The sequence below is a fragment of the Micromonospora yasonensis genome (assembly GCF_026013475.1).
Taxonomy (GTDB): Bacteria; Actinomycetota; Actinomycetes; order Mycobacteriales; family Micromonosporaceae; genus Micromonospora; species Micromonospora yasonensis.
On the sequence record NZ_JAPDPH010000106.1, the window covers coordinates 1 to 23,352 of the forward strand.

22 protein-coding genes are annotated in these 23,352 nt (G+C 74.1%); 5 read left to right on the plus strand and 17 right to left on the minus strand.

The annotated features are described in order from the left end of the window. Positions 1-23: 23 nt before the first annotated feature. From ONA70_RS20955 to ONA70_RS20985, 7 genes are all read right to left on the minus strand, one after another. The gene (locus ONA70_RS20955) at positions 24-503 is read right to left on the minus strand and encodes a phosphatase PAP2 family protein (protein ID WP_265008165.1); all 480 of its coding nucleotides are present in this window, start codon (positions 501-503) and stop codon (positions 24-26) included. Positions 504-770: 267 nt separating this feature from the next. Continuing rightward, positions 771-2,057, minus strand: a complete 1,287-nt coding sequence (locus ONA70_RS20960) for a D-alanyl-D-alanine carboxypeptidase family protein (RefSeq protein WP_265008166.1) — start codon at positions 2,055-2,057, stop codon at positions 771-773. Positions 2,058-2,132: 75 nt separating this feature from the next. Further along, positions 2,133-2,468, minus strand: coding sequence for a hypothetical protein (locus ONA70_RS20965; RefSeq protein WP_265008167.1), 336 nt, complete (start codon positions 2,466-2,468; stop codon positions 2,133-2,135). Then, entirely contained in the window at positions 2,447-2,869 is a 423-nt protein-coding gene (locus tag ONA70_RS20970; protein ID WP_265008168.1) for a protein-tyrosine phosphatase family protein, read from the minus strand. The genes ONA70_RS20965 and ONA70_RS20970 overlap by 22 nt, the downstream gene beginning before the upstream one ends. 91 nt (positions 2,870-2,960) lie before the next feature. After that, a complete protein-coding gene (locus tag ONA70_RS20975) occupies positions 2,961-3,596 on the minus strand; it encodes a hypothetical protein (RefSeq protein WP_265008169.1) in 636 nt (211 codons plus the stop codon). 13 nt (positions 3,597-3,609) lie between these two features. Continuing rightward, complete coding sequence (locus tag ONA70_RS20980; RefSeq protein ID WP_265008170.1) at positions 3,610-5,394, minus strand: DUF4012 domain-containing protein; 1,785 nt, start codon at positions 5,392-5,394, stop codon at positions 3,610-3,612. 125 nt (positions 5,395-5,519) lie between these two features. After that, positions 5,520-6,752, minus strand: coding sequence for a glycosyltransferase family 4 protein (locus tag ONA70_RS20985; RefSeq protein WP_265008171.1), 1,233 nt, complete (start codon positions 6,750-6,752; stop codon positions 5,520-5,522). 144 nt (positions 6,753-6,896) lie between these two features. Here ONA70_RS20985 and ONA70_RS20990 point away from each other — a divergent pair, with 144 nt between their 5' ends. Beyond that, the gene (locus ONA70_RS20990; protein WP_265008172.1) at positions 6,897-7,451 is read left to right on the plus strand and encodes an arsenate reductase/protein-tyrosine-phosphatase family protein; all 555 of its coding nucleotides are present in this window, start codon (positions 6,897-6,899) and stop codon (positions 7,449-7,451) included. On the opposite strand, the gene ONA70_RS20995 is transcribed toward ONA70_RS20990, so the two are convergent. Then, a complete protein-coding gene (locus ONA70_RS20995) occupies positions 7,432-8,883 on the minus strand; it encodes a polysaccharide biosynthesis tyrosine autokinase (protein WP_265008173.1) in 1,452 nt (483 codons plus the stop codon). The genes ONA70_RS20990 and ONA70_RS20995 overlap by 20 nt on opposite strands. Positions 8,884-9,074: 191 nt before the next feature. Here ONA70_RS20995 and ONA70_RS21000 point away from each other — a divergent pair, with 191 nt between their 5' ends. Both ONA70_RS21000 and nhaA read left to right on the plus strand, forming a co-directional pair. Then, positions 9,075-10,928 (plus strand): polysaccharide biosynthesis protein, encoded by a 1,854-nt coding sequence (locus tag ONA70_RS21000; RefSeq protein WP_265008174.1) that lies wholly within the window; start codon positions 9,075-9,077, stop codon positions 10,926-10,928. Between the two features lie 156 nt (positions 10,929-11,084). After that, entirely contained in the window at positions 11,085-12,386 is a 1,302-nt protein-coding gene (gene nhaA, locus ONA70_RS21005; RefSeq protein WP_265008175.1) for a Na+/H+ antiporter NhaA, read from the plus strand. Positions 12,387-12,407: 21 nt separating this feature from the next. On the opposite strand, the gene ONA70_RS21010 is transcribed toward nhaA, so the two are convergent. The 8 genes from ONA70_RS21010 to ONA70_RS21045 all read right to left on the minus strand — a co-directional run bounded on the left by ONA70_RS21010 (position 12,408) and on the right by ONA70_RS21045 (position 19,529). Beyond that, complete coding sequence (locus tag ONA70_RS21010; RefSeq protein WP_265008176.1) at positions 12,408-12,611, minus strand: hypothetical protein; 204 nt, start codon at positions 12,609-12,611, stop codon at positions 12,408-12,410. Between the two features lie 165 nt (positions 12,612-12,776). Next, a complete protein-coding gene (locus ONA70_RS21015) occupies positions 12,777-13,364 on the minus strand; it encodes a TMEM165/GDT1 family protein (protein ID WP_265008177.1) in 588 nt (195 codons plus the stop codon). Between the two features lie 241 nt (positions 13,365-13,605). Further along, positions 13,606-14,571, minus strand: a complete 966-nt coding sequence (gene egtD, locus ONA70_RS21020) for an L-histidine N(alpha)-methyltransferase (RefSeq protein ID WP_265008178.1) — start codon at positions 14,569-14,571, stop codon at positions 13,606-13,608. Between the two features lie 30 nt (positions 14,572-14,601). Next, positions 14,602-15,345: an ergothioneine biosynthesis protein EgtC gene (egtC, locus tag ONA70_RS21025; protein WP_265008179.1), complete on the minus strand. Its 744-nt coding sequence runs from the start codon at positions 15,343-15,345 to the stop codon at positions 14,602-14,604. 16 nt (positions 15,346-15,361) lie between these two features. Further along, positions 15,362-16,681: an ergothioneine biosynthesis protein EgtB gene (egtB, locus tag ONA70_RS21030; protein ID WP_406601225.1), complete on the minus strand. Its 1,320-nt coding sequence runs from the start codon at positions 16,679-16,681 to the stop codon at positions 15,362-15,364. A gap of 14 nt (positions 16,682-16,695) precedes the next feature. Next, a complete protein-coding gene (gene egtA / locus ONA70_RS21035; RefSeq protein WP_265008181.1) occupies positions 16,696-17,931 on the minus strand; it encodes an ergothioneine biosynthesis glutamate--cysteine ligase EgtA in 1,236 nt (411 codons plus the stop codon). A gap of 169 nt (positions 17,932-18,100) precedes the next feature. Then, on the minus strand, positions 18,101-18,871 hold the full coding sequence (locus ONA70_RS21040; protein ID WP_265008182.1) for a hypothetical protein: 771 nt from the start codon (positions 18,869-18,871) through the stop codon (positions 18,101-18,103). A gap of 16 nt (positions 18,872-18,887) precedes the next feature. Then, the gene (locus tag ONA70_RS21045) at positions 18,888-19,529 is read right to left on the minus strand and encodes an RNA polymerase sigma factor (RefSeq protein ID WP_265008183.1); all 642 of its coding nucleotides are present in this window, start codon (positions 19,527-19,529) and stop codon (positions 18,888-18,890) included. Positions 19,530-19,996: 467 nt separating this feature from the next. On the opposite strand from ONA70_RS21045, the gene ONA70_RS21050 reads away from it, so the two are divergent. Then, a complete protein-coding gene (locus ONA70_RS21050; protein ID WP_265008184.1) occupies positions 19,997-21,376 on the plus strand; it encodes a serine/threonine-protein kinase in 1,380 nt (459 codons plus the stop codon). A 120-nt stretch (positions 21,377-21,496) separates the two neighbouring features. After that, on the plus strand, positions 21,497-22,759 hold the full coding sequence (locus ONA70_RS21055) for a nucleotide sugar dehydrogenase (protein WP_265008185.1): 1,263 nt from the start codon (positions 21,497-21,499) through the stop codon (positions 22,757-22,759). 44 nt (positions 22,760-22,803) lie between these two features. Here the strand turns inward: ONA70_RS21055 and ONA70_RS21060 are convergent. Then, on the minus strand, positions 22,804-23,352 hold a 549-nt coding region (locus ONA70_RS21060; RefSeq protein WP_265008186.1), incomplete at its 5' end, for an FtsX-like permease family protein.

Consider the following 23,352-nt stretch of genomic DNA (forward strand, 5'->3'; position numbering starts at 1 on the left):
TCCCCCCTTTCCCACCCCGCCGCCTACCCGAGCCAGGCCAACCCCCGTAGCCGGCGGGGCAGGATCGGGGCGAGGACCGCCGCGAGGGCGGTCGCCACCGCCACGTGCCCGGATGGATAGCCGTAGCGGCCGCTGATCGCCTCGTGGAAGCGGACGTCGGCCAGGTAGCCGGCCGGGCGGTCCCGGGCCACGACGAGGTTGGCGACCACCCCGCCCCAGTACGCCAGGTTGCCGGCGAGCAGCAGGTCGCGGGCCAGCCGCCACTGCCGGGCCGCCGCCGCGACCGCCGCCGCGACCAGGATCGCCGGGTACGCCCCGAGCTGCATGACCAGCAGCAGCGGCGGGCCGGCCGGCCCGGGGAGCTGGTTGACCAGCGCGAAGAGGTCCCGCTCCCAGCGGTCGGGAGGGCGGTGCCGGGCCCAGGTGCTGAGCAGCGCGAACAGTCCCCCGGAGACGAGCAGGCTGAGGACCAGCGCCGGGGACGGGCGGTGCGTCCGAGGCATCGCCGAGATCAGCGCCGGGTGAATGGACGACCGGCGCCGGCACACGTGGCCGCATCCGCGGGCGTCGCCCCGCCCAATGCCGCGCTGTCCCGCATGAGTCGACCATAGGGCGACCCGCCGCCGCGCCGCGTGGCAACGCCGCCGATCCGCCCGCCGGGGCAAGCGCGGCGCCCCTGGGCAGGCACAGCGGGCCCAGGGCAAGCGCGGGGCAAGGGCGGGGCCCGTGGCCAGGCACAGCGGGCCCCGGTCAGGCGCGGCGAGCCGCGGTCAGGCGCGGCGGCGGCCGACCCGGCGGGGCCGGCTGCGGCGGGCGACCAGCAGCGCGAGCACCCCGACGGCCAGCGCGAGCAGGCCGGCGGCCGGGACGATCACCCGCCAGTCGCCGTCGGCCATCCGGCGCAGCGCCGTCCCGGCCGGCCCGCGCCACTCGGGCGGCGGGGTGGCCGCCGGCGCGACCGGGGATCCGTTCGGTGCGTCCTTGACCGCGTCCAGCTCGCCGGGCTCGACCAGTTGGCCGACCGAGGCGTCCTTGGGCAGGGAGAATCCCCAGTCGAGCAGCCGCGCACCCTGCTGCCAGCCACGGATCGGGCGGGCCTCGGCGCCGAGCAGGGTGACCACCAGCCGGCGGCCGTCGCGCTGCGCGGCGCCGACGTAGCTGTGCCGGGCCAGCTCGGTGAAGCCGGTCTTGCCGCCGAGTGCCCCGGGATAGCGGTAGATCAGCTGGTTCTCGTTCTGGATCTGGAAGCCGCCCGCCTTGAGCGCCGGCTGGGCAGGGATCTGGGTCCGCTCGGTCAGCGCGTAGCGGCGGAACAGCGGGTTGGCGAAGCAGGCCCGGCCGATCAGCGCCAGGTCGTACGCGCTGGTGAACTGCCCCTTCCCGTCCAGTCCGGACGGGGTGACGGCGTGGGTCTGCCGGGCGCCGAGCCGGCGGGCCTCCTCGTTCATCGCACGGACCCCGCCGGCCACGCCGTCCGGGCCGCCGCCGAGCCGGGCCAGCACGTTGGCCGCCTCGTTGCCGGAGTTGAGCAGCAGACCCAGCCAGACCGTCTCGACCGGGTACTTCCCGCCGACGAGCAGGCCGACGGCCGAGCTGCCCCGGGCGATGTTCAGGTCCTCCCGGGTCACCGTGACCACCTGCTTCGGGTCGAGCCGGGGCAGCATGGTGGCGGCCAGCAGCAGCTTCTGGGTGCTCGCCGGGGTGCCGTACTCGTGCGGGCCGCAGGCCCCCAGCACGGCGCCGGTGTCGAGGTCGGCGACGAGCCAGGACGTCGCGGTGACGGCGGGCGGGGCCGGCGCGCCATCGGGCATCACCAGGCCCGGGGTGTCGAGCCGCGCGCCGCCGACCGCCCGGTCGGCCGGCACGTTCGGCGGCGGCACCGGACGCGGCGGCCGGGTCACCTTCGGTGCCGGGGCCTTCGGGCAGGGCACCGGCGCGAGCGCGGCGCGAGCGGCGGGGACGACTGGTGCGGCCTGCGCGGCGTCCGCGGCCGAGACGGGTGCCGTGGTGCCCAGGAGGACGGCGGCGATGACAGCGGCCAGGGCCCGTGCTCTCATGACCACGGAGACTAACCCGCAAGATCGGCGTCGGGTGGCACCGGTCACCGACGCCACGGCGCGCCGATCGTTCCATCACGGACAGTCATCCCCCGGCCCACCCCCGTCCGCCGCGCTGGCCTGGTCACCGGGGCGACGGTCGCACCGCCCGCCACCTGCGGACCCCGCCAAACCGCTGACCCGACCGGCCGGCCCGCCGGACGGCGGGCCGGCCAACCGGACCGCCAGCGTGGCGGCCGCGGCGACCAGCAGGGACAACGACACCAGCATGAGGACGACGTCCAGGAAGAGGATCGCCGGCAGGCTCAGCACGGTGACCGCGCCGACCGCCCGGGTGAGCCGCCAGCCGGGCGGGGCCGGGCGGCGGGGCCGCGGACGCGGCGGGCCGCTCAGCCGACCCGGCGCAGCCACCGGCGCTGCCAGGGCGTCTCCACAGCGCGCGGGTGGTGGTGCGCGCGGACCCAGGCCACCGCGCGGTCCGGGGTCAGCCCGTCCAGGACCGCGAGCGCGGCCAGCACGGTGCCGGTCCGGCCGACACCGCCCCGGCAGGCGACCTCCACCCGCTGGCCGGCGTACGCCCGTCGCCACGCCTCCCGCACCGCGTCGAGCGCGTCGGCCGGGTCACGCGGCACCCAGAAGTCGGGCCAGCTGATCCGGCGGTGCGGCCAGCCCGGGACCGGCCCGGACGCGAGGAGCAGGGCGAAGTCGGCGGGGCCGGGCACGGGAGCGGCGATCGGCCGTCCACGGACGGCCGCCCCGCCGGGCAGCACGAGCACCCCGGTCCGGTCCGTCCACGTCGTCCCCCCGCTCATCCGCCCATTGTGCCCGCATCGACGGGTGCCCGCCGGACGCCTGGTCCGACGGGCACCGCCGTGAGCCGGGCCCTGCCCGGCGCGCCTCGGGTCAGCGCGAGCCCAGCCCGAAGCGGCCGCGACGACGCCAGACCAGCGAGCCCAGCAGCAGGAGGGCACCCGTGCCCACCAGGCCGCCACCGAGCTTCATGGGTGTGCCCATGCTGGCACCGGTAACCGGCAGGTGGCCGTCGTGCTTCGGCGGCTTGTGCGGCTTCTTCGGCGGGAGGACGATCCCCGTGGCGGTGGCGGTCCGGTCCGACTCCTCACCGGTGGCGGTGAAGGTGTACCGCCCCGGCCGGTGCGGCTTGTAGGTGACCGTGAATTTCCCCTTGCCGTCGGCGGTCACCTCGAAGTCCACCGGCGCCGGCTTCCCGTAATCCTGTGAATAGGACACCGCCGCCATCGCCACGGTCGTGCCGTCGCTACGTCGTGCCGTGCCCTGGGCGGGAGCGGCCTCCGGCGGCCCCGAGATGTCGACGTGGATCTGCACCTCCTCGTCGGGATCGAAGCCGCTGCCGTGGAGCGTGAAGATCTCGCCCAGGGTGATGGTGGTCGGGCTGACCGTCAGGTTGGCGACCGGGGGCGGATAGACCGGTGGTTGCGGCTGCGCCGCCCCCGCCGCGGTCGGCACGGCCGCCACGGCCAGACCGACCGTGAGTGCCATGATGATGCGGGATAGCCGCATGATGGATTCCCTCCTACTGATCACAGCTTGGTGCGGATACAACTTGGGTGGTCCATGGGGTGACGGTGGGGGTGAGTGCCAGCTCGGCCGTGCCGGCGCCGGTCCGCCCGGTGAGCAGGGTGAGGTCGAGGGTCCGGGTCAGCCCCGGCTTGACCCCGACGTTCGCCACGACCACCTGGCGGCGACCGTCGGTACCGCTGCCCATCGCGGTGTCCCGCCCGTCCAGCCGGCCGCCGAGCACGGCGCCCCCGGTCGGGCTGTAGACCGACACGAAGGTGCGGGCGGTGTACCGGTCGCCGGACAGGGCGAGGCCGGTGACCGACTTGGACAGGCCGGACCGCGGTGCGGTGGAGTGCACGGTGACCCGCAGCCGCAGTTCCCGCCGCCCGTCCGCCTGGCAGTCGCCGACCGTCAGGCTGGCCGAGAACCTGAGGTAGTAGCCGAGCTTCGCGCCGCTGCCGTCGTTCAGGAACACGCCGACAGTCGGCACGGTGTCCTTCTCGGGGAGCTTCCCGGCCAACCGGCTGTCGCCCAGGACTCGCTGCTCCTCTGGATGGACACTCCAGAACAATATCCGTCGTTCGGCAATAGAACGGTTGAAAACGGTCAAAAGTGCACGCGGGTTGGACGACTTGGTGAAGAGCGCGCCGAAGACCGCCGAGGCGGCGGTGGCGAAGTACGCGTCCTGCGTCCGGGTGTCCAGATCGCGGTAGGCGTCGCTGAGCAGCGTCCGGACCACGGTGTCGCCGGTCAGGGCGGACCGGCCGGCCACCGGCACCGGGCCGATGACGCCGAGCAGGTAGGACAGCACCACCGGATCCACCGCCAGGACGCCGTCCACCGTCGTCCCGGTGCGTCGGCGGACCATCTCGCGGTAGAGCGCGGCCGCGGCGGGGAAGTCCGGGCTGAGGTTGACGTCCGCCGGATACATCCCCGGCAGGTCCTTCCAGAGCCGCCGCGCCTCCTCGTTCACGCGCAGCGGCGGGTCGAACAGGCCGAGGCTGCCACTCGTCCCCTGGCTGGTCATCCGGATCCGACCACCTTCGGCCCGGAGCACCGCGTACGCGCCGATCATGCCCCCGGTGGCCCGCAGCTCCGCGGGATTCTGCGACACGAGCAGGTAGCTGCGCGGACCGTCGGCGCCGAGCAGCGGTGGCAGCAGCCGGACCCCCTGGTCCGCGGCGGCGGTCAGCTCGCCGAGCCGGTCCAGTTCGGCGCGGAGCCCGAGGAGCGCGTCCCGCACCTGGCCGACGAGATCCTCGGTGGGCACCGCCGCCAGCCGTCCGGTGGTCGCCCGCACCGCGCGGTCGGCCGCCAAGACCTCGGCCGAGGCCGACCGTAGCCGGCCCAGGTCGAGCCGCCCCTCCTTGGGCACCAGTGAGGCGAGGTCGATCCGGAGCAGGGTGGGGAAGGCGAGGCGGGCGAGATCGTCCACCGCCACCGCGATCTGCCGCACCGCGGCCAGGTCGTCGCCGGCGTACGGGGTCCGCCGACCGAGCCACCAGGCCGGATCTCCGGTCGCGCTCCGGGCGGCGGCGGCCTGCTCCTGCAGGGCGGCCAGCGTGCGCTGGGCCCGGTCGGCGTCGCCGCCCACCACCTGGGCGCTGAGTTCCTTCGCCAGCCCCGCGGCGTTGAGCAGGTGCGCCCGCGCCTGCCAGGCGCGGAAACCCACCCAGCCGCCGAGGGTGAGCAGCAGCGAGACCACCAGCAGGCCGGTGAGCAGGATCCGCCGTACGCGGACCCGGCGTCGCCAGCGGGCCCTGCGGCGGGTTCGACGCGACAGGCCGCTATCCGTCACACCACTCTCCCAGGATCGCGCCGGACATAAATGACTGTTAGTCGATGTCTAGCACAGGACGATCCGTTATGTGGCTGTATGCGAATTCTAGCGCCTGGTGTCCGTTTCTCTTGGCCAGCTCGCCGCTATCGCCGCGCCCGGCTGTCGGCGCGTACCGCGACGTCGTGCAGCATCTGCTCGATCCGGTCGACCCCGGCCCGCAGCGACATCTCCCGCAGGTAGACGTCCCGCCCACGCTGGCCCATCTCCGCGCGGGCCGCCGACGGGATCGCCGAGGCCAGCCAGAACCGGTCCGCCAACGCGGCCCAGTCCTCCGGCGGACAGGAGAGCCCCGCCCGGGCGCGTTCCACCAGCGCCACCGTGTCGCCACCCGCGGAGGCGACCACCGGGGCGGCGCAGGACAGCGCGGCCTGGAGCTTGCCCGGCACCATGCCCCGCAGCTCGGGCAGGTCGCGCAGCATGACCAGCTGGTAGTCCGCCGCCGCGTACAGCTCCGGCATGTCCAGCGGCGAGCGTCGTTCGACGAACCGGACGTTCTCCGCCCGGAGCTCGGCGGCGAGCCCCCGCACCCGCCGCTCCTCGGCTCCGGAGCCGACCATCACCAGATCCAACCGGTCGGTGAGGGCGGCCGCCGCGCGCACCGCGGTCTCCAGACCCTGGCGTACGCCGATCGTTCCCGCGTGCATCACTACGCAGCGGCCGTTGCGGCGGATCAGCCGCCGGGCGGCCCGGCTCGGCTCGGTCGGCCGGAAGATCCGCTCGTCGGTCCAGTTGAGCACCACGCGCACCCGCTCGGGGTCGGCGCCGGCGGAGACCACCAGGTCCCGCATCGAGGGCGCGGTCACGGCGACCGACCCGGCCTCCTGGTAGAGCCGGCGCACGGTGGCGTCGAGCCGCCCCGACCGCCGCCGCACCTCACCGGGGCGGGGCGGCTCCTCCTCCGGCCAGACGTCCTGCACGTGCAGCACGGTCGGCACCCGGCCGAGCAGCCGCAGCAGACCGGCGGCGGCGAAGGTGACCGCGGGCAACTGGAAGACGTAGAGCGCGTCCACGTCGCTGAGGTAGCGGCGGCCGGCCAGCGCCGCGCTGCCGGCGAAGGAGAGCCAGCTGGCCATCCGCGCCCGGGTCGACCCGTCGCCGCCGGCGTACCGGGGCACCCGGCGGACGGTCAGCCGCTCGCTGTGCGTCTGGTACCGCCAGCGCTGCCGCCAGCCCGGATAGACGTGCCCGCCCGGGTAGTCCGGGAAGCCGGTCAGCACCCGCACCTCATGGCCGCGAGCGGCCAGTTCCTCGGCGAGGCTGCCCGGGATGAACGCCGGTTCCGGCGGGAAGTGGTACGACAGAATCCCGATCTTCATGGTCGCGCTCCCGGCGCGGCACCGCGGCGTCCAGTCGGACGCACCCCGTACGATGCCCGCATCCCCTCCGCATCCGGCCACGACGGCCGGCTGACCGCCGTCCCGGCGACGCGCGCCGCGACGGCTCGAACGAGAGGGGTGCACATGGTCGACGAGGTGCTCTTCGTCTGCCACGCCAACCTGTGCCGGTCGCCGATGGCGGAGTACATCGCGCGACCGCTCTTCGCCGAACACGCGCTCAGCGTGGCCAGCGCGGGCACCGACGCCCTGGACGGCGCCGGGATGCACCCGTACGCCGTCGAGGTGGCCGCCGGGACCGGCGCGGACCCGGCGGCCTTCCGGGCCCGCCGGCTGCGACCGGAGCACCTGACCGGGGCCACGCTGGTACTGACCGCGACCCGGCGGCAGCGGTCCGTCTGCACCTCGCTGGCACCGGCCGCGCTGCACCGGACCTTCACGCTGCGCCAGTTCGCCCGGCTGGCCGCCGAGGCCGAGGCGCCCGCCGCGCGCGACGGTTCCCCGTTGCGCGCGGCGGTGCAGGCCGCCGCCCTCGCCCGGGGACGGCTGCAACCCGCCGCCCCCGAGGCGGACGACCTCCGCGACCCGATCGGTGGCTCACCCGCCGACTTCCGCCGCTGCGCGGAGGAGATCGAACGGTCGATCCGGCCCGTGTTGGCACTCATCGGGACAGCCGGGTGAGTTCCTGAGTACGGTCGCCACCGGCACGCCTGCCCCGGCGGGCGGCCTCGGCCCGGTCGGTGGGCACCGACGGCGCCGCGGGCGGCAGGACCACCTTGTACGCCTCGTACTGGTAGGCGTCGGCCTTGGCCACCTTCGCCATGTTGAGCACGCAGCCGAGCAGCCGCACCGATACCGAGTGCAGCGCGCGGGCGGCGGCGGCCACCTGGTTGCGCGAGGTGCGCCCCTGCTGGGTGACCAGCAGCGCGCCGTCGGCCTGCACGGCCACCACCACACCGTCGGTCACCGCGAGCAGCGGAGCGGTGTCGATGACCACGATGTCCGCCGACTCCCGCAGGGCCACCAGCAGGTCCGCCATCGCCTTGGACCCGAGCAGCTCGCTGGGGTTCGGCGGGGTCGCCCCGCTGGGGAGCACGAGCAGTGACTTGTCGCCCCAGCGCTGCACCACGTCGCCGACCTGGACGTCGCCCACCAGGACGTCGGTGAGCCCGACGCCGCCGTCGACGCCGAGGTAGTCGGCCACCTTGGGCCGCCGCAGGTCGGCGTCGATGAGCAGCACCCGCCAGCCGGCCTCGGCCAGCGCGATCGCGATGTTGCACGCCATGGTGGTCTTCCCCTCGCCCTGCAGGGCGCTGGTCACCGCGATGACCCGGGCCGGCTCGTGCACGTCGACGAAGCGCAGGTTGGTCCGGAGCTTGCGGACCGCCTCGGCCCGGGGCGAGTTGGCCGCCTCGCCGACGATCAGCGGCGACGACTTGGCCCCGGACTCGAAGGGGACCTCACCCAGCAGCGGGCTGCCGGTGACGCGTTGCAGCGCGGCGGCGTCGCGCATCCGTACGTCGGCCATCCCGCGCAGCACCGCCAGCGCCGCGCCGAGCAGCAGGCCGATCAGGCCGCCGACGACCAGGTTGCGCACCGGCTGCGGGGACACCGGGCTGGAGCTGACCCGGGGACCGCTGACCACCTCGAGCTTGATCGGTGGCGACTTGCCGTCCGGCGGGGTCTCCACCTTCTGCACCAGCTCGACGAACTTGGCGGAGAGGGCCTCGGTGGTCTTCAGGGCCCGGGTCTGGTCGGTGTCGGTGAACGTCGCCTTCAGCAGCACCGTGCCCGCCTCCGCGCTGGTGCTGATCCGGCTCTGCACCTGGTCGGCGGTCAACCCCTGCGGGCTGTCCGCCACCACGCTCTGCGCCAGCCGGTCGCTGGTGAGCAGGTCGGCGTAGGACTTCACCCGCTGCTGGAGGAAGAGCCCGCCCTGGTAGGCGTCGGTGACGCCCTGGCTCGGGGTGGTGACGAAGAACGTGACGGAGGCCTCGTACCGGGGCGCGGCGCGGACCGTGACCAGGGCGGCCGTGCCGAGCGCCGCCATCAGCGTGACCAGCACGATCCACCAGTGGCGCCGGACGAGGTGCAGGTAGCCGAGAACGTCCATCACGTTCCCCCTCGCGCTCGCGACACGCCGGTCAGTCCATCAAACTGCACGAAAGCCCCCTAAAACGCCCAAAGTCCGTGTAAGGATCTAAACCACTGATGCATGACTTTAGGTGACCTCAAGAATGTAAACGACGAGACGCGCATTCAAGCCGTAAATCCTCCATTACCGCAACGGACACAGAGGGCAACATGCATCGCGAACCCGCCGTAGACGAGGACGCACGACAGCACCCCCGGGTCACCCGCCGCGCGGCCACCCTTTCCCTGTTAACGCTGGACACGGCCGCGTGGTGCGGTGGCTTTCTGGGTGCGGCGTGGACGCGCTACGAGTTCGAGCTGACCGCCGCCGACTGCGCCCGCACGCTGGCCGTGGCGCTCGCCTGCGCCGGCGGGTACGCGGTCATCACCCTGCTGCGGTCCTGGGTGCGGGGGCGACACCCGGTCGGCAGCGCCGGCGAGGCCCGGGAGGTGGCCAGCGCCACCGCCCTCGCCGCTGTGGCCACGCTGGTCGCCGTGCTGCCCTGGGCCCACCACCCGGTCCCGGCCACCACTCCGCTGGTGGGAGGCACCGTGGCCTTCGTGCTGATGGCCGCCGGCCGGGCCTGCTGGCGGGCCCAGCAGGAGCGGCGCCGCAGGCCGGCCCGCACCGCCGAGCGCTGCCTGGTCTACGGGGTCGACGCCGCGAGCGAGCGCCTGGTCCGGGTGCTCCGCAGCGACCCGCGCGGCCGCTACCTGCCGGTGGGCCTGCTCGACGACGACCCGGACAACCGGGATCTGCGCCTGGAAGGGCTACGCGTGCTGGGTGGCCGGGACCAGATCGGTGTGGCGGTCCGGGCGACCCGGGCCCGTACGGTGATCTTCTCGCTGAGCGGCTCGGACCCGGCGCTGCTGCGCGACGTACGGGCCCGCACCCTGCAGGCCGGCGCCGCGCTCAAGGTCCTCCCCCCGGTACGCGAGCTGCTGGCCCGACCGATCGCGGTGACCGACGTCCGCGACCTGCAGATCACCGACCTGCTCGGCCGGGCCCAGCGGGTGGCCCAGCTGACCGTGGAACGCAGCGGGCTGGCCGGCCGGCGTGTCCTGGTGACCGGGGCGGGCGGGTCGATCGGTGCCGAGCTGTGCCGGCAGATCGCCCGGTGCGAGCCGGGCGAGCTGATGATGCTGGACCGGGACGAGTCCGCGCTGCACGCCCTGCAGATGTCCCTGCACGGCCGGGCGCTGCTGGACGGCCCGGAGCTGATCCTGGCCGACATCCGCGACGCCGCGGGAATCGCCCGGGTGATCGCCGACCGCCAGCCGGACGTGGTGTTCCACGCCGCGGCCCTCAAGCACCTCACGATGCTCCAGCGGCACCCCGGCGAAGCGATCATGACGAACGTCTGGGGCACGCTCAACGTGCTGGCGGCGTGCCGCGACGTCGCCGAGTTCGTGAACATCTCCACCGACAAGGCGGCCAACCCGGCCAGCGTGCTCGGCTACTCGAAGCGGATCACCGAGCGGCTCACCGCCCACTACGCCGAGCAGTTCGCCGGGGCGTACCTGAGTGTCCGGTTCGGCAACGTGCTCAGCAGCCGGGGCTCGGTGCTGACCGCGTTCCAGGCGCAGGTGGAAGCGGGGCTGCCGATCACGGTGACGCACCCCGACGTCACCCGCTACTTCATGACCGTGCAGGAGGCCGTGCACCTCGTCCTCCAGGCAGCCACCATCGGGCGCGGCGGTGAGGCGCTCGTACTGGACATGGGCGAGCCGGTCCGCATCGCCGACGTCGCCCGCCGGCTCGCCGCCGAGGCGGATCGCCCGGTCGACATCGTCTACACGGGGCTGCGCCCCGGCGAGAAGCTGCACGAGCACCTGTTCGGCGCCGACGAGGCGGACAGCCGGCCGCTGCACCCGCTCATCTCACACGTCCAGGTCCCCCCGCTGGACCCCGAGGAGGTACGCGGGTTGGACCCGTACGGCGACCCCGACGAGCTGGTGAAGCGGCTGGCGGCGCTCTGCGAGACGAGCCGGGCGACGCTGACCGCGGTGCCCGGCCAACGGTGAGCGGCGGTGGCGGGACGCTCCATCCGCCCGCCGAGACGAGCGTCCCACCACTCCAGGTCGCCGTCGCACCTCGGCCCGGATAGGGTTGAACGCGGTGTGCCGGGAAGTCTGGTCGGCGTTTTCTTCGCCGACCGCTGATCCCGAGATGGGCACCGCATGACCGACCGCACCCCCCGGCCCTACCGTTTCCTCTCCCGCCGGTCGTGGCCGGAGGCGCGCTTCCTGGCCGACGTGCTGCGAGCCGAGACGGTGGGCGGCGGGCTGCTGCTGCTCGGCGCGGTGGTGGCCTTGCTCTGGGCCAATTCGCCCTGGCGGTCCGGGTACGCCGAGCTCGGCGGCTGGGTGCCGTGGCCCGCCGGCCACGCCCTGCACCTGGACCTCAGCCTCGCCGCGTGGGCCGCCGACGGTCTGCTGGCGATCTTCTTCTTCGTGGTGGGCCTGGAACTCAAGCGGGAGTTCGTCGCCGGTGACCTGCGCGATCCGCGCCGGGCCGCGCTGCCGGTGGTGGCCGCGATGGGCGGCATGCTGCTGCCCGCCCTCTGCTACGTCGCGGTGGTGCTCTCCACCGGCGGCCAGGGGCTGCGCGGCTGGGCCATCCCCACCGCGACGGACATCGCCTTCGCCCTCGCCGTGCTCGCCGTGGTCAGCTCCCACCTGCCGCAGGGTCTACGCGCGTTCCTGCTCACCCTCGCCGTCGTGGACGACCTGTTCGCCATCATCATCATCGCGGTCTTCTACACCGCCGAGTTCCGCCCGCTGCCGCTGCTCGCGGCGCTCCTGCCGGTCGCCGCGTTCGCGCTGCTGGTGCAGCGGCGGCGGACCTGGTGGTGGGCGCTGCTCCCGCTCGCCGCGCTGGCCTGGGCGCTGGTGCACGCCTCCGGGGTGCACGCCACCGTCGCCGGGGTGCTGCTCGGCTTCACCGTGCCGGTGCTGCCGTCGCGCACCGGCCGGCCGGGGCTCGCCGAACGGCTGGAGCACCGGTGGCGCCCGGTCTCCGCCGGCCTGGCGGTGCCGATCTTCGCGTTCTTCGCCGCCGGGGTGTCACTGGTCGACGTCGACCTGGTCGGCGTGCTCACCGATCCGGTGGTGCTCGGGGTGGTCGCCGGACTGGTGCTCGGCAAGACCGTCGGGGTGTTCGGCTCGACCTTCCTGCTCGCCCGGTTCACCCGGGCCGAACTGGACGAGGAGATCACCTGGGCCGACCTGTTCGGGCTGGCCCTGCTGGCCGGCATCGGGTTCACGGTGTCGCTGCTCGTCGGCGAGCTGGCCTTCGGGGCCGGCAGCACCGAGGATGAGCGGGTGAAGGCCGCCGTCCTGCTCGGCTCGCTGGCCGCGGCCGCACTGGCCTCGGCGGTGCTGATCCGGCGCAACCGCGTCTACCGGCGGATCTCGGCACGGGAGAGCCGGGACAGCGACGGCGACGGCGTGCCGGACGTCTACCAGGAGGAGACCGCGTAGCCCGGCACGCCCCGTCGCGGGTCAGCGCAGGCGTCGCTTGCGCTCCTCCTCGGTCCCGTCGGTCTCCTCCTCCACCGCGTCGGCGTACGGATCGAAGAGGTCGTCGGCCGGCACCGCGATCTCCTCGACCCGGTCCTGCTCGTCGGAGCGCCCGCCGGGGGGCGGCTCGGGGGCGGTGGCCCCGCCGGCGAAACCGTACTCGTTGGGCTCGTCGTGCCTGCTCATGCGCGGACCTCCCGGTCGTCCTGGTTCTGCTCTTCGGCCACGTACCGGCGATGGTCGTTCCCGCCGGGGCGTGGCGTAGGTGTTCATACCCAGCGACGCCGTCCACGATCATCCGAGCCGGAATTCCGCCGCCGTGACCACGCGGCGGCGGAATCCCGGGCCGGCTCAGGTGAGCTTGGTGACCGCCTCGAGGATCAGCCAGAGGCCGGAGATGGCGAAGAGGACCGCGGCGCCGTACCGGATGGCCTTCTCGGGCAGGTGCCGGCCGAGCAGCCGGCCGACCATGATGGCGAGGGCGTCGGCGGCCACCATGCCGAGGGTGGAGCCGAGCCAGGTGCCGAACCAGCCGTACTTGGTGGCCAGGGTGATGGTGGCGAGCATGGTCTTGTCGCCCAGCTCGGCCAGGAAGAACGCGACGCCGACCGCGACGATCGCGGATTTGCTGGTCTTCTCCGCCTTGCGCCGCTCCTCCTCGGTGAGCTTGTCCCCGCGCAGCGTCCACGCGCCGAACCCGAGGAACGCCAGCCCGGCGATGAGCGAGATCCAGCTGGTGGGCAGCGCCGCGTGCAGGCCGTAGCCGATCGCCACCGAGGCCAGGTGGACGATCGCGGTGGCGACCGTGATGCCGATGAGCACCGGTACGGGCTTGAAGCGCGTGGCGAACGTGAGCGCCATGAGCTGGGACTTGTCGCCCAGCTCGGCGACGAAGATGACGCCGAAGCTGATCACCAGCGCGACGAGGAAACCGTCCATGTGTACCTTCCCGATCAAGCCGGGAGGAGGTACGGGGGCGCCCTCGACCCGGCTGCGACAGCCTGAGTCGAAGGTCTCGCCCGCCCCGGGGACCGGGGCCGCGTGGCCGGATGCGGAACGCATCAGTATGTCGACCACGACATTGGGGGCTACTCCCCTTCGCGGCGCCCAGCTTAGCCCACTCCACCCCGCGGAGCCGCCGTGGGTGAACAGCCTCACCCCGCTGCGGGCCGCCGGCGACTCAGTCGGCCCGGGCGAGGTTGACCCCGAACAAACCCTTTGGGTCGGTCCAGAACGCCTGGCGGGTGAAGCCGGCAGCGGCCAGCTCCGCCGCGATCCCCTCGGGACGGAACTTCGCCGAGATCTCGGTACGCAGCTCCTCGCCGGCGGCGAACTCGACGTCCAGGTCGAGCACCCGTACCCGGGTCGGCTGCTCGGCCCGCAGCCGCATCTCGATCCACTCGTGCTGCGGGTCCCAGACCGCCACGTGGGTGAACGCCTCCGGGTCGAAGTTCGCCCCCAGCTCCCGGTTGATCACCCGGAGCACGTTGCGGTTGAAGTCGGCCGTCACCCCGGCGGCGTCGTCGTACGCCGGCACGATCACCTTCGGGTCCTTCACCAGGTCGGCACCGATCAGCAGCCAGTCCCCGGCCTCCAGGGCGGCGCGCATCGCGGTGAGGAACTCGGCCCGTTCCACCGGGAGCAGGTTGCCGATGGTGCCGCCGAGGAAGACCACCAGCCGCCGGCCGCCGGTGGGCAGCCGGTCGAGCTGCCGGGTGAAGTCCCCGACGATGCCGCGTACCCGCAGCCCGGGGTACTCGGCGGCGATCTGCTGGGTGGACCGGCGCAGGGCGCTGACCGAGACGTCCAGCGGCACGAAGGTGCCCAGGTCGCCGTGGCGGGTGAAGGCGTCCAGCAAGAGCCGGGTCTTCTCCGACGAGCCGGACCCCAGCTCGATCAGCGTCTTGGCGCCGGTCAGCTCGGCCACGTCCTCGGCGTGCGCGGCCAGCACCGCCCGCTCGGCGCGGGTCGGGTAGTACTCCGGCAGCCGGGTGATCTGCTCGAAGAGCTCGCTGCCCCGGGCGTCGTAGAACCACTTCGGCGGCAGCCACTTCGGCGTCGCGGTCAAGCCGAACCGTACGTCCTCACGCAGGCTGCGCCCGAGGTCCTGCTCCTCCAGGTAGATCTCCAGTGGCTCCGCGCTCATGTCGTGTCCCTTCTGTCCTACCTGCGGGTCTCAGGCCGTCAGCTCCCGGATGTCCAGCCCGGTCGCCTTGGCCACCACCAGCTGCCCGTCCGGCACGGCCTGCCAGCCGGGGTCGTCGTCGAGGGGCTCGGAGGCCAGCAGCACCGAGTCCGGGGTACGGCGCACCGACAGCGCGTGGCCGGCCACGCTGGCCACCACCGTGGTCCCGTCGGTGAGCAACAGGTTCAGCCGCGACCCGGGGGCGACCGCCGCGACCGCCGCGACGGTCGCCGCGATCGCGGCGGCGGGCTCCACCCCGGCCCGCAGCCGGTGGCGCACCAGCGCCCAGAGCAGCGCGGCGTCGGTCGGCGCGTCCAGGGTGAGCAGGTCGCGGACCGGCAGCTCGGCGGCGAGCGGCAGCACGGCGTCCGGCCAGCCCCGGATGACGCCGTTGTGGCTGAACAGCCAGCGCCCCTCGGCGAACGGGGCGGCCGCGGTCTCCTGCACCGGCATGCCCACCGTGGCGGAGCGGACCGCGGCCAGCACCGCGCCGGCCACGGTGACCGCCGCCAGCTCCGGCAGCGTGGTGTCGCTCCACAGCGGCTGCGCCCGCCGGTAGCGCACCGGGTCACCGGTGTCCGGGTACCAGCCGACGCCGAAGCCGTCCGCGTTGATGGTGCCGCCGCCGCGCATGTCGCGCGGTGCCCAGGATTGCCGCAGCAACCCGTACGGCGGGTCGTACAGGAGGCTCCGCAGGCTGACCGGCGGCCCCAGGTACGCCAGGTGGCGGCACATCAGACGCGACCGCCGGTCACGTGTGCGCCTCCTCCGGCCGGGCGTCGCGGGCGCAGCGGAAGCCGCTGAAGATCTGCCGGCGGATCGGGTAGTCCCAGTTACGGAAGGTGCCCCGGCAGGCGGACCGGTCGGTGCCGAACGAGCCGCCGCGCAGCACCCGGTAGTCGTCGCCGAAGAAGACCTCGGAGTATTCGCGGTAGGGGAAGGCGACGAAGCCGGGGTGGCCGCGGAAGGCGCTCGACGTCCACTCCCAGACGTCCCCGATGAGCTGGTGCACGCCGAGCGGCGAGGCGCCGCCCGGGTACGCGCCGACCGGCGCCGGCCACAGGTGCCGCTGGCCCAGGTTGGCGTGCTCGCCGGTCGGGTCCTCGTCGCCCCACGGGTAGCGGCGGGAGCGGCCGGTCGCCGGGTCCCAGCGGGCCGCCTTCTCCCACTCCGCCTCGGTGGGCAGCCGCTTGCCGGCCCAGGCCGCGTACGCCTCGGCCTCGTGGCAGCAGACGTGCACCACCGGCTCGTCGTCGCGTACCGGGGACCAGCGGCCGAAGCGGCGGTACGCCCAGCCGTCGCCGTCCCGGCGCCAGTGCATCGGCGCGCCCAGCTCCGCCTCGAGCCGGTGCCGCCAGCCCGCCCCGCTCCACCAGCGCGGCTCGTCGTACCCGCCGTCGGCGATGAAGGCGCGGTACTGCCCGTTGGTGACCGGTGCCGCGTCGATGACGTACGCGGGCAGGTCGACGGTGTGCGCCGGCCGCTCGTTGTCCAGCGCCCAGGGGTCGGTGGAGGTGCCCATGGTGAACGGTCCGGCCGGCACCAGCACCTCGCCACCGACCCTGACCCGCGGCTCGGGCGGCGGCGGCGCGTCCAGCACCGGCGCCCCGGCGCGTAGCTGGTGGGTGGCGAGCATGGTCTCGTCGTGCTGCTGCTCGTGCTGCACGATCATGCCGAACGCGAAGCCGTCCTCGACCAGTTTCCGGTCGCCGAACCGGATGCCGTCCAGCAGGTCGTAGACCTTGTCCCGGACGGTACGCACGTAGGCGCGGGCCTCCGCCGGGGGCAGCAGGGGCAGCGAAGGGCGGTCCTTGCGGGGCTGTTTGAAGGCGTCGTACAGGTCGTCGATGTCGCGGCGCACCGGCTCGCGGCCGCCCACGTCGCGGACCAGCCAGAGTTCCTCCTGGTTGCCAACGTGCGCCAGGTCCCAGACCAGCGGGGACATCAGCGTGGAGTGCTGCTGCATCAGGTCGTCGTCGTCCACCGCGTCGGTCAGCAGCGCGGTACGGTCCCGGGTGCGTGCCAGCTCCGCCGCGATCACGCTGCGCAGCCGTTCGCACTCGGTCCCCACCCGCTCGGTCGTCGTCACCGGTGCCTCCTCTCCGTAGCGGCACGGCGCCGCCGGATTCCTCGGCTCGTCTCCTCGTGCAGCCCCGCCGGCAGCTCCAGCCGGGGCAGGGCCGTCAGGGCCAGGTCGAACAGCTCGGCGGCGGCCGCCGCCAGGGCCGGGTCGTCGAGCCCGTACCGCGCCGCGGCGTGCCAGCGGTCGGCGACCGGGACGGCGGCGGCGAGGGCCGCGCGGGTGGTGTCCGGGTCGGCGAAGAGGGCGGCCAGCACCGCGAGCGGCAGTGTCCACTCCCGACCGGGTTGGGCGTCCAGGTAGCGGACCTCCAGGTAGCCGCGCGGGCGCACCGGCGGAAAGAGCGTGCTGACGTGGTACTCCAGGTCGTCGGTGGTCGGCGGGCGGGGCAGCGCGCCGGCCAGCCAGTCGGCGAAGGTCACCCCGGGCGGCGGTGTCCAGTCCGGACCGTCGGCGCGCACGCAGAGCAGGGGCGCGGCGAGCGCGTACCCGGTCCAGGCGGTGACCGGATCGTGGCCGGCGCGGTGGGGCGACCAGACCGGCCGGGTCCGCGCCGGGTCGATGGCCAGCCAGGCCGCCATCCGCGCGGAGGCCCAGCCGGTACGCCGTCCAGCGTGCCGGTCCGCGGTGGCGAACGCGGCCAGTAGCGGCGGTCCGACGGCGTGGGCGGCCGCCCACCGCTCGGCCAGCCGCTCGGGTTCACCGGCGTCCAGGCAGACCTGGAGGCCCGCGGTGCTGTACATCATGGCGCGACCGGCCGGTCCGCGCCGGTCGAAGACGCAGCGCATGGCCTGGTAGCGCGGGGTCTCGACGACCGGGCGGGGAGCCCGCCAGGGGTCCATCCCGGTGCCGCCCAGCACGAGGCCGGCGGCGTCCAGTACGGCGCTCAGTTCGGCGATGTCGGCCGAGGTGGCCTGGATCAGCGCGGCGATCGAGGGTCGCGGCGCGGAGGAGATCTCCACCTGCCCGCCCGGCTCCACGGTCACGGCGCCGCCGTGCCGGAGCCCTTCGGCGGGGCTCGTCGGGTCGATGGTCACGGGGCTGTGCCGCCCCAGGGCCCGGCGCAGTCGCTCACGGTCGACCGGGCGGGTCGGGTCCGTGGCGTCGTGCACGGTCCATTCCAGCTCGACGCCGGTCAGGGTGGGCGGGCCGGTCTTGAAGCAGATCCTGGCGATGTGCCCGGCGGCCGCGGCCCCGTCCCGCAGGACGGTGCTCCGGTCCAGCTCGGGTGACATCACCAAGAGACGGCTCCTCTTCCCGGGGTGGCGACGGCTCTGTCGGCCCGGACACCGGCGGGGGCGCCCGCGGTCCCACCATCTTCTGTCTAGCAGACGGAATCCGCGTCCCGAGGGAGATGAATTTTTGTCCGGAATCCGGTGGTTGCGGCAAGGCGGGTTTCTGCGAGACGCCTCAACCGGCCTGGCTCGGCCTGCCCGTCCGGCGGGCCGGGGTGGCCGCTTTCGTCGGCTGGACCGGGGTCGCCGCGTTTCCGGCCGTGGGTGGCCGGGTGGCCCGCGCGCTGCGCGTCGGCGTCGGGTCCGCCTCGGGCACCAGCCGGACGCAGTACGCCTCGACCTGGTCCGCGCCGCCGGCCGCGGCGACCAGGTCGGCGAAGGCCGGCGTCTCCAGTGCGCTGGCCCGCTGCTGCTCCGACTTGGCCAGGTACGCCCCGCACAAGCCGGTGAGCTGTTGGACCGTCGCCGGCCGGCCCGGGCCGCCGGTACGGTCGGGTGTCGGCGAGGCGGCGGGGCCCGAGGTGCCGTTGCTCGGCGAACCCGCCCCGGACTGCGACGGCGAGCCGGTGTCGCCCGCCCCGGTGCGGCCCGCCGTGGTCGGGACGGGCGGTGGCGCCGGCTGCTCCGGCCGTTCGAGGCTCACCGTGGCGAACGCGACTCCGGCGGTGGCGGTGGCGGCCAGCGCGGCCGCCCAGGCCGCCACGCCGACCCGCAGCCGGGGCCGTCGGGGCTCGGCCGCCGCCGGGTTCGCCCGGGCCGCCCGGAACGCCGTGAGGGCCTGCTCCTCGCCGGCAAGCTCGCCTGGGCGGGTGGGGGCGGCCGTGGCGGCGAGCAGGTGGGCCAGCGGGTCGGCCCGGGGCTCCGGTGGACGTCCGGCGCGGGCCGCGTCGAGCAGACGGTCGGACTCCGCCCGGTCGGCGGGTCCGTCGGACCGGCGAAAAGTCATCCAGGTTCCCCTCACGTCATCCGTCCGCCGGTTCGGCCTTCGGCGCGTTCGGCGCCTGCCGTCCCCGGTGGGTACGCGGGCGGGGCGGGGTGGCTGTTCCGGCCTGGCCCGGCGACCGTGCCACGTCGGAGCGTTCCAGCAGCGCGGCGAGGCGACGCAGGCCACGGTGCGCGGCGGTGCGGACGGCGCCCGCCCGCCGGCCGAGCACCCGTCCGGCGGTCTCGGCGTCGAGGCCGATCACGGCGCGCAGCAGCACCGCCTCCGCCTCCCGGGGCGGCAGGGTGGCGATCAACGCCAGCGCGGTCTCGGTACCGATCGTCTCGCCGGCCCGCTCGGCGGTGTCGGCGTCGCCGGCCAACTCGCTGAGCGCCTGCACCGGCACCGGCAGGGACGGCCGCCTGCGCTGCCTGCGGAGGTGGTCCATGGCCCGGTTGCGGGCGATCGTGACGGTCCAGGCACGGAACTCGCCGCCGGTGAAGCTGGGCAGGTCACGGGAGATCTGTAGCCAGGTCTCCGAAGCGACGTCTTCGGCGTCCGCGCCCACCAGGGCGGTGAGGTAGCGCAGCAGGCCCGGTTGGAGGCTGCGGTAGAGGAAGCGGAATGCGGCCTCGTCGCCCGTCTGCGCCGCGGCCACCGCCTCGCTCAGCTCACCGGTCATGGACCTGCCGTTCCCGCCGTAGCAATCTCCGGACCAGCGTCCGCCGGTGCCGTGACCGACGTCCCGCAGGTCCACCGACCGGACCTCCACCCGTACCATCCGCCCCGGTGACCTCTCCGGCAACCGACGCCGAAGCGTGCGGTCGCACGTGTGGACATGTGCCGCTCGGTACGGCGTCGGCGGACATACCGTACCGGTGTCGTGGGGCGACCCAGAGCCGGGCCAACGCTAGGAAGGGGCAGACGGGCCGGCAAGTCACCATCCGGCAGGAAAAGAGTGAGAAATGTCTACCGCCCTTACCGGCGGGTCGATGTAACGGAAACCGCTCTACGTACGCTCACGCTGGTTGCCTGCCCGATAGCACCCGTCTGGTCGTCCGATGGCCGTTCGGCGGATCGGCGGCGGGCCGCCCGTGGCCGCGCCGGTAGAGATCACGGGAAATACTCCGCGCCCGCTGTGGGTACGGTATGGAGGTGTTGTCTTCGGAGGTCGTACTCAGCGGTAGATACCGCTTGGATGACCGTGTCGCCACCGGCGGCATGGGGGACGTCTGGCGCGCCACGGACCTGGTGCTGGGCCGTCAGGTCGCGGTGAAGGTCCTGCTTCCCGCGCTGGTCTCCGACCCCGACTTCATCGCCCGTTTCCGCGCCGAGGCGCGGATCATGGCGTCGCTGCGCAGCCCGGGCATCGTGCAGGTCTTCGACTGCGGTGAGGACGACCTGTCCGACGGCAGCCGCGCGGACTACCTGGTCATGGAGTTCGTCGACGGCGAGCCGCTGTCCCGGCGGATCGAGGCGGCCGGCCACCTCGAGGTCGGCGAGACCATGTCGATCGTGGCGCAGGTGGCGCAGGCGCTGCACGCGGCGCACGCCCGCGGCATCGTTCACCGGGACGTCAAGCCGAGCAACCTGCTGGTGCAGGAGGACGGTGCGGTCGTCCTGGTCGACTTCGGGGTGGCCCGGTCGACCAACGTGACCAGCATCACCAGCACGAACGCCGTGCCGGGCACCGCCCTCTACATGGCCCCCGAGCAGGCCGCCGGGCGGCCGGTCTCCGGCGCCACCGACCTCTACGCGCTCGGCGCGGTGGCCTACTGCTGCCTCACCGGCACTCCGCCGTTCACCGGCGACAGCCCGCTCCAGGTGGCCGTACGGCACCTGGACGACGAGCCGCCGGAGCTGCCGGCCGAGATCCCGCAGTCGGTCCGTGACCTGGTTGCCCGGGCGCTCGCCAAGGACCCGGCCGACCGCTACCCCTCCGGCGCGGCGATGGCCGAGGCGGCCCGGGCGGCGATGGGCGAGTCGCCGACCGCGATGGTGCCGGTGGCGCTGCGCGGCGCGGCGGGTCCGGCCAGCAGTCGGGACGACCTGACGGCGGCCGCCCCGCTCGCCACGGTGTCCCCCGCCGGCCGGCGCCGGCGGCGCGGGGCGCTGGTCGGCGCGCTGGCCGCCGTCCTCGTGGCGCTGGCCGCCCTGGGCGCGGCGCTCGGCGCGGCGAAGAATGCCGGCGAGCCGGCAACCACCATCGAGACCACATCCCCGGCGGTCGCCCCCAGCCTCGGCGAGGTCTCCACCACCACCGAGGTGCCGCCGACCGATTCTCGCGAGCGGCCGTACCGGCCGGTCGGACCGCCGAAGCCGTCCGCGTCGGCCTCGGCGACGCCCAGCCCGTCGCGGAGCTCGGCCGAGCCGACGCCGTCGGACGTGCCGCCGACGACGCCGAGCGCCACGAGCGCGGCCCCGAGCGACTCGGCCGCACCGAGCGACACCTCGACGCCGCCGACCGACACGTCCCCGGGTACGGCCAACGGCGGGGGGCGGCAGCAGCCGGCCGGAATGGGTAACTGAGCCGGCTTGAGCCGACACAGAAGCCTCATCCGCCTCACCTTCCCCAAAACGGACATACGATAAGCGCCAGGCATTTACCGTGACAGACGGGTAGCTACCGCCGTCTTCCGAGGAGCCCGGGTGAACGCTGAGAAGCTTGTCGTGATCGGTCAGGGGTACGTGGGCCTGCCACTGGCCGTGCGTGCCGTCGAGGCCGGCATGGACGTGGTCGGCCTCGACGTCGACGCCACCCGGGTGAAGCAGCTCGCCAACGGCGAGTCCTACGTCGAGGACATCCCGGCCGACCGCCTCGGCCGTGCCCTGGCGAGCGGCCGGTACCACCCGAGCACCGAGTACACCGACGCCGAGGGCTTCGACATCTGCGTGATCACCGTGCCCACGCCACTGCGCGACGGGACCCCGGACCTCAGCTTCGTCGAACAGGCGGGACTCGGCATCGGGCCGTACCTGCGCCCGGGCTGCACGGTCGTGCTGGAGTCGACCACCTACCCGGGCACCACGGAGGAGCTGCTCTGCCCCCTGCTGGAGTCGACCAGCGGGCTGCACAGCCGGGTCGACTTCCACCTCGGCTACAGCCCGGAGCGGATCGACCCGGGCAACCCGACCTGGCGGCTGGAGAACACCCCGAAGGTCGTGTCCGGGGTGGACGACGCGTCGCTGGCGCGCGTGGACGCCTTCTACCGGAGGCTGGTCGAGCGCACCGTGCCGGTGGACTCCACCCGGGTGGCCGAGCTGACCAAGCTGATCGAGAACACCTTCCGCCAGGTCAACATCGCGCTGATCAACGAGCTGGCGATGCTCTCCCACCAGCTCGACATCGACGTGTGGCAGGCGATCGAGGCCGCCGAGACGAAGCCGTTCGGCTTCATGCCCTTCCGACCCGGGCCCGGCGTGGGGGGCCACTGCCTGCCGATCGACCCCTGCTACCTGTCCTGGCAGGTCAAGCGGCGCCTCGGCCGGCAGTTCCGGTTCATCGAGCTGGCCAACGACATCAACCACGAGATGCCGGAACACGTCACGCAGCGGATCATGGCGGGGCTGAACCGGTCCGGGCGCGCCCTCACCGGCGCCCGGCTGCTCCTGCTCGGTCTCGCGTACAAGCGCAACACCGGCGACATGCGGGACTCCCCCGCGACCGAGGTCGCCCGCCGGCTCGTCGACCTCGGCGCCGAGGTGCTGGCGGTGGAACCGTACGCGGAGCCGCACCACATTCCCGTCGGGGTGGCGCTGGTCGAGCTGACCGAGCGGGAGATCCTCGCCGCCGACGCGGTGGTGGTGGTGACCGACCACGACTGCTTCGACTACGACCTGGTGGCGCGGCACGCCCACTACGTGTTCGACACCCGCAACCGCTGCCAGGGCCCGGCCGTCGAGCGGCTCTGACCGGCGCTCCGGCCCCACCCGCCGGTGGGGCCGGAGCGGGCCCGTCACTCGCCGCCGAGCGACTCGACGATCGGCCGGGCCAGGGCCCGGCGGGCGGGCAGCACGGAGGCGGCCAGCGCCGCCAGCACGGCCACCCCGAGGATCAGGGCGATCCGGTCCCACGGCAGCACCAGGACATACGCGCCACCGACCCGGGCCACCACGGCCATGGCGCTGGCGCTGATCCCGGTGCCGAGCGCGACCCCGAGCGCCGTGCCGACCAGCGCGACGAGCGCCGCCTCCACGGCCAGGGCGGCCCGCAGGCCACCCCGGGTCAGCCCCACCGCCCGCAGCACGGCGTTCTCCCGGGTCCGTTCCACCACCGACAGGGTGAGGGTGTTCGCCACGCCGACCAGGGCGATGACCACGGCGAGGCCGAGCAGCGCGGTGACGAAGCCGAGCACCATGTCCACCGTGCCGGTCAGCATCTTCTTGTACGCCGCCTGGTCCATCAGGTTGACCGTCGGGTAGTCGGCGAGCACCTGGGTGATGGCCGCCCTGGCGGCGGCGAGCGGCACGCCCGGCGCCGGGTCCACCTCGGCGAGGTAGCCGCG

What these genes read in the sequence shown, in the direction of transcription:
- ONA70_RS21000 (WP_265008174.1), top strand. Translation starts at nt 9,075, where the DNA reads ATGCATCGCGAACCCGCCGTAGACGAGGACGCACGACAGCACCCCCGG.
- ONA70_RS20995 (WP_265008173.1), bottom strand. Translation starts at nt 8,883, where the DNA reads ATGGACGTTCTCGGCTACCTGCACCTCGTCCGGCGCCACTGGTGGATC.
- ONA70_RS20975 (WP_265008169.1), bottom strand. Translation starts at nt 3,596, where the DNA reads ATGCGGCTATCCCGCATCATCATGGCACTCACGGTCGGTCTGGCCGTG.
- ONA70_RS21010 (WP_265008176.1), bottom strand. Translation starts at nt 12,611, where the DNA reads ATGAGCAGGCACGACGAGCCCAACGAGTACGGTTTCGCCGGCGGGGCC.
- nhaA (WP_265008175.1), top strand. Translation starts at nt 11,085, where the DNA reads ATGACCGACCGCACCCCCCGGCCCTACCGTTTCCTCTCCCGCCGGTCG.
- ONA70_RS20955 (WP_265008165.1), bottom strand. Translation starts at nt 503, where the DNA reads ATGCCTCGGACGCACCGCCCGTCCCCGGCGCTGGTCCTCAGCCTGCTC.
- ONA70_RS21045 (WP_265008183.1), bottom strand. Translation starts at nt 19,529, where the DNA reads ATGACCGGTGAGCTGAGCGAGGCGGTGGCCGCGGCGCAGACGGGCGAC.
- ONA70_RS20985 (WP_265008171.1), bottom strand. Translation starts at nt 6,752, where the DNA reads ATGAAGATCGGGATTCTGTCGTACCACTTCCCGCCGGAACCGGCGTTC.
- ONA70_RS20970 (WP_265008168.1), bottom strand. Translation starts at nt 2,869, where the DNA reads ATGAGCGGGGGGACGACGTGGACGGACCGGACCGGGGTGCTCGTGCTG.
- ONA70_RS20960 (WP_265008166.1), bottom strand. Translation starts at nt 2,057, where the DNA reads ATGAGAGCACGGGCCCTGGCCGCTGTCATCGCCGCCGTCCTCCTGGGC.
- ONA70_RS21040 (WP_265008182.1), bottom strand. Translation starts at nt 18,871, where the DNA reads ATGACTTTTCGCCGGTCCGACGGACCCGCCGACCGGGCGGAGTCCGAC.
- ONA70_RS21015 (WP_265008177.1), bottom strand. Translation starts at nt 13,364, where the DNA reads ATGGACGGTTTCCTCGTCGCGCTGGTGATCAGCTTCGGCGTCATCTTC.
- egtD (WP_265008178.1), bottom strand. Translation starts at nt 14,571, where the DNA reads ATGAGCGCGGAGCCACTGGAGATCTACCTGGAGGAGCAGGACCTCGGG.
- ONA70_RS21050 (WP_265008184.1), top strand. Translation starts at nt 19,997, where the DNA reads ATGGAGGTGTTGTCTTCGGAGGTCGTACTCAGCGGTAGATACCGCTTG.
- ONA70_RS20990 (WP_265008172.1), top strand. Translation starts at nt 6,897, where the DNA reads ATGGTCGACGAGGTGCTCTTCGTCTGCCACGCCAACCTGTGCCGGTCG.
- egtC (WP_265008179.1), bottom strand. Translation starts at nt 15,345, where the DNA reads ATGTGCCGCCACCTGGCGTACCTGGGGCCGCCGGTCAGCCTGCGGAGC.